We start from the raw sequence: 3,190 nt of genomic DNA, 5'->3' as shown, positions 1-3,190 counted from the left end.
CCCCGATAAACTTCCCAAACAGGCCCTAGGAGGCAGCGCGTGACCCGCATGGGCGACGGCCGCGACAGTACGTCCGGCGACCGGTCCGCGGTTGCCACGTTCTCAGCCTCTTTCCACGATGTGGTCGCCAACGTCGAGAAGGTCATCCGCGGCAAGCGTGAGGTGGTGGATCTCGCGACGATCTGCATGTTCGCCGACGGCCATCTCCTCGTCGAGGATGTCCCCGGTCTGGGGAAGACCTCCCTGGCCCGCAGCCTCGCCGCGTCGGTGGGCGCCGGCTGGCATCGCATCCAGTTCACGCCCGACCTGCTGCCCGCGGACATCATCGGGACGATGGTCTACAACCAGCGTGCCGACGAGTTCGGATTCCGCGGGGGCCCGGTGTTCACCAACCTCGTCATCGGCGATGGGATCAATCGCGCCTCGCCGAAGACGCAGTCGGCTCTGCTGGAGGTCATGGAGGAGGGGCGGGTCACCGTCGATGGGACCGGTTATCCGGTACCGCGGCCCTTCATGGTCGTCGCGACGCAGAACCCGATCGACATGGACGGCACGTACAGCTTGCCCGAGGCCCATCTGGACCGGTTCCTCATGCGACTGCGGATGGGATATCCCTCCCTCGCTGCGGAACTGGAGATCCTCGATGGTCGGCAGGTGGGTCGGCGCATCGAGGATCTGAGACCGGTGATGCGGGCGGAGGACGTGGTGGCCCACGCCGCCCGGACATCCGCCATCTATGTGGCACCCGCCCTCCGGCGGTACATCGTCGATCTGGTCACCGCGACCCGCACGCTGCCGGATGTCGTCCGCCTGGGGGCGAGCCCACGGGGCAGTATCGCGCTGCTTCGGGCCGTCCAGGTGCGTGCCGCGTCGCAGGGACGGGCCTTCGTGACCCCCGACGACGTCAAAGCGCTGGCCAAGCCGGTCCTGGCACACCGGCTGGTGCTGAGCCCCGAGGCGGAACTGCGCCGCGTCATCGCCGAGGACGTCGTGGACGAGGTCGTCGAGACCATCCCGTCCCCGCGTCGTCTCGTCGGTATCTGACCGTGGCGCCCTGGTCGGCCGACATCGGGCGCCGGGTAGGACCGCCGGGGCGGAGCCCACGTAGGTGGCGCAGTCCTAGCGTGTCGGCCAGTGACGGCCCCGGTAGTCGACGGTCGCCACCGCTTCAGCGGGGCACGACGCATCCTGCGGAGCCGGCTGGCTCGGGGGCGCGGCGGCCGGTCCGTCGTGGCGACCGGTGGCGAATCCGATGGCCGGGGCCACCGATCGTCCGGCCGTGGGCCCGCGACGACGACCGGTCGGAGTCGGCGGTCCCAGACCGTCCGTCGCGAGGGGGGCGTGCGGCCCTTCACCGGGATCAGGACGCGGACGACCTTCCGGCCGGGGAGGTGACCGGAACGCGGGCTCCCGGGTGTTTTCGACGGGTACCGTCGCTCAAGCCCAGCGCAGTCCCGCCCCGCCCACCCTGCTTGCGACGTGGGCACACCCGGGAGGGTGGGGCTGTGCCCGGAGGATGGGCTGTGCCCGGAGGATGGGCTGTGATGGTGCCGGCCGGCGTCGTGGGCGCGCCACGCCGCCCCGTGCGTGTGGCGTTGCCGATGACTGCACCGATGTCCGTGCGGTGCCGCGCTGTATGCCGTATGGAAGAACGATGCAGGAGGAACGCGTGGCGGACGAGCGTCGGCCCTTCGCCGACGACAGCGGGACCCCCGAATCGGTCTGGCAGGGATGGGATCCGGGGTGGGCGGAGCTGGATCTGACCGTTCCGCCCACGAATGCAGTGATCGTGGCTCCCCACCCGGACGATGAGGTGCTGGGCATCGGTGGCCTGATGACCATCCTGTCCACGCTGAGCGTGTCGCTCACCGTTGTTGCGGTAACCGACGGCGACGCATCCCATCCCGGATCTCCGACGCTGTCGCCGGCCGAGCTTGCGCGGCGACGGGTGGCGGAACAGCATTCCGCTCTCGCCGAACTCGGACTGGCCCAGGTGCCGGTGCATCGGGTCAGCCTGCGCGACGGGCGGGTCGCCGGGCACGAGGAGCTGTTGGCCGACCAGCTGGAACCGTTGCTCACCGCCGACGGGTGGCTGCTCGCAACGTATGCCGGGGATCGTCATCCAGATCATGAGGCGACGGGTCGGGCGGCGGAGATCGCCGCCGCGCGGACGGGCACCCGGCTGCTCGAGTACCCCGTCTGGACCTGGCACTGGGCGGTGCCGGACGACCCGCGAGTTCCCTGGGCCAGGGCGCGACGGGTGCATCTTCCTGTCGACGTGCAGCGGGCCAAGCAGCGAGCGGTCGACTGCTACCGCACCCAGATTGCTCCGCTTTCAGCCCATCCGGCCGATGCTGCGGTGCTTCCGGCCGAGGCCCTGGCGCGGCTCCTGCGCCCAGCCGAGACGGTCTTCGTCTGACCGTTGCGAGTCATGAAGCATGAGTAGGCCCCTTGCTCGCAGCCACCTGTTGCCGGATGGCGGCCCTACAGCCGGAGCAGGTCTTCGAGCTCACGTCCGGTTGCCCATGCGGTGACACGGGCAACCTGCCGGTCAAGGCCGGGGTACTGGCCGGCGGAGGAGACCCGCGCGTACACCGCGACGGCTCCCGTGGGGCGTTCGACGGCGGACGGCTCGACCAGGATCAGCCGCCCGACCCGGCGCGCCGGTACGGGCAGCTTCCCTTCCCGAAACCAGCGGTAAGCGGTGACGTAGTGGACACCCTCACGCTCCGCCCACTGCTTCAAGTTCACTCACACATCACTTACTCAAAAGCCAGCAGGTCGCTGCCCCGCGGGGACATCTCCCGCAGCGGCAGGCCGCGGTCGTCGAAGGCCGCGTCGTCCGCTCCGGTGATTCCGAAGACGGTCGGCCTGGTGTCGATCCAGCGATTGATCAGCCAGTGCAGCAGGTTGATGGTGACGACCGCCGGAGCGACGACGGCGGCGACCCCGGGAATCGCCGGCTCCAAGGCCAGGGACAGCACGATGCTCGTGATGCCGTTCTGCTGGGAAGCGGCCAGATAAACCCGGTCACGTCGGGACATGCGGTGGGTGAGAAGGTAGCCGACGAGACCCTGTGCGGCGAAGGCTGCGGCTCCTAGATCTGTCTTCCGCACATGGGGTTTCGATGCGTTGACCGGCCTGGTTTCCGATCAAGGTGGCCGGGTCGGATCGACGCCGAGAATGGTGA

General features: G+C 69.4%; 3 protein-coding genes and 1 pseudogene. 2 read left to right on the top strand and 2 right to left on the bottom strand.

Annotation, left to right across the window (positions count from 1 at the left end):
- Positions 1-48 precede the first annotated feature (48 nt).
- Both AC08OU_RS22660 and AC08OU_RS22655 read left to right on the top strand, forming a co-directional pair.
- Positions 49-1,044 carry an AAA family ATPase gene (locus AC08OU_RS22660; RefSeq protein ID WP_476602332.1) on the top strand — a complete coding sequence of 332 codons (996 nt, stop codon included), beginning with the start codon at positions 49-51 and terminating at the stop codon, positions 1,042-1,044.
- Between the two features lie 625 nt (positions 1,045-1,669).
- Positions 1,670-2,419, top strand: coding sequence for a PIG-L deacetylase family protein (locus AC08OU_RS22655; RefSeq protein ID WP_476605747.1), 750 nt, complete (start codon positions 1,670-1,672; stop codon positions 2,417-2,419).
- A gap of 86 nt (positions 2,420-2,505) precedes the next feature.
- On the opposite strand, the pseudogene AC08OU_RS22650 reads toward AC08OU_RS22655, so the two are convergent.
- Both AC08OU_RS22650 and AC08OU_RS22645 read right to left on the bottom strand, forming a co-directional pair.
- Positions 2,506-2,751: pseudogene (locus AC08OU_RS22650) on the bottom strand (IS607 family transposase); the annotation flags it as partial.
- 11 nt (positions 2,752-2,762) lie between these two features.
- Entirely contained in the window at positions 2,763-3,116 is a 354-nt protein-coding gene (locus tag AC08OU_RS22645; RefSeq protein WP_476605746.1) for a hypothetical protein, read from the bottom strand.
- Positions 3,117-3,190 lie beyond the last annotated feature (74 nt).

This window comes from Frankia sp. CcMO1 (assembly GCF_977945845.1).
This window is presented reverse-complemented; position numbering and strand designations above follow the sequence as displayed.